At 54.0% G+C, this 1,625-nt stretch carries 1 protein-coding gene and 1 pseudogene; both read left to right on the plus strand.

Annotated elements, in window-relative coordinates; genetic code table 11:
* Window positions 1-128: pseudogene (locus H8S64_RS22980) on the plus strand (DNA-binding protein); the annotation flags it as partial.
* The coding region (locus H8S64_RS22985; protein WP_186978717.1) for a bifunctional DNA primase/helicase at window positions 91-1,625 on the plus strand (1,535 nt) is incomplete at its 3' end. The pseudogene H8S64_RS22980 and the gene H8S64_RS22985, both read left to right, overlap by 38 nt.

Here is a 1,625-nt window from a genome sequence, read left to right on the forward strand (position 1 = left end):
AGGTCAGCGAGATACGCCGGATGCTGGAAGAACGCCTGATAAGGAGCAACAAGGAGAACATCGACAACCTGATAACCAACCACCAGTTGTATGCTAAGGAAAGAGGAAATCTTAGAAAGAACAAGTAACGGGCTGGCGGTGTTCAAACACTACCTGCCCGGCAATTGGCGCATAGGTCGCAACTTCCTTAACCCGCTGTACGAGGACAGCAAGGCTTCCTGCAACATCTATTTTGACCGCCGGGGCGGTATCTACAAGATGAAAGACTTCGGCAACGACAGTTACAGCGGCGACTGTTTCTTCCTCGTGGGGCAGTTAAAGGGGCTGGACTGCAACCGGGCGGCTGACTTCGTGGAGATACTGGAAATCATCGACCGGGATTTGGGCTTGGGGCTGACTTCCGGCACTCCGGTTTCCGTTCCCCCGGCAACCGTCTGCCGGGCAGTGCCGGACAAACCCGAAGAAACGCCCGAAAAGCCCGTCAAGCCCTACCAGTTCCGGGAACAGAAGTTCCCGCTTGCCGAACTGGTGTACTGGCAACAGTACGGCATCACGCCCGAACTGCTGGAACGTTACAAGGTCTGCTCGCTCCGGGAATACAACAGCGAAACGGCAGAGGGCAAACCGTACACCTACACTTCATCGGTGGCAGAACCCATGTACGGCTACAAGGGCAAACAGCACATCAAGCTGTACCGCCCGTTCTCCACGCCCCGTTTCCTCTACGGTGGCAGCTTCGGCGAGAACTATTGTTTCGGGCTGGAACAACTGCCAGCCAAAGGCGACACGCTATTCATCACGGGCGGCGAGAAAGACGTGCTTTCGCTGGCGGCGCACGGTTTTCACGCTATCTGCTTCAATAGCGAAACGGTGACGATACCGCCCACGCTGGTTTATCGGCTGACGTTCCGCTTCAAACACATCGTCCTGCTCTTTGACATGGACAAGACGGGCAGGGAAAGTTCATGCAAGCAGGAAAAACTGTTGGAAGAATTTGGCGTGAAACGCCTGCTGCTACCGCTTCCGGGAACGAAAGAGGAAAAGGACATATCCGACTACTTCAAAGCCGGGAACACCCGTGAAGATTTCCTGAAACTGTTTATCGAATTTTTAGACAACCTGTATAGCGACACATTGATTATGCTTAAATCGTGCGAGATAGATTTCAACAACCCGCCCGCCAAAGCGCAAGAGATTATTTCGGCGGGTGACGTTCCGCTGGGGACACAAGGCAACCTGTTCGGCATCACCGGGGGCGAGGGAACGGGCAAGAGCAATTATGTAGCCGCAATCGTGGCGGGCTGCATCTGTCCGGCTGGTGCGGACATAGATACACTGGGCATACAGATAACCGCCAACGGCAGGCACAAGGCGGTATTGCTTTATGACACCGAACAGTCGGAAGTACAACTGTTCAAGAACGTAAGCAACCTGCTGGCACGTGCCAAACAGCCGGACAAGCCCGATGAACTGAAAGCGTTTTGTCTTACCGGTATGTCACGCAAAGAACGCCTGAACGCCATTGTACAAAGCATGGACAAGTTCTACTACCAGTACGGCGGCATCCAGTTGGTCGTCATTGACGGCATCGCAGACCTTGTTAAGAGTGCCAACGATGAAGCGGA

Origin of the sequence: Butyricimonas hominis (genome assembly GCF_014287455.1) — a bacterium.
GTDB lineage: Bacteria > Bacteroidota > Bacteroidia > Bacteroidales > Marinifilaceae > Butyricimonas > Butyricimonas muris.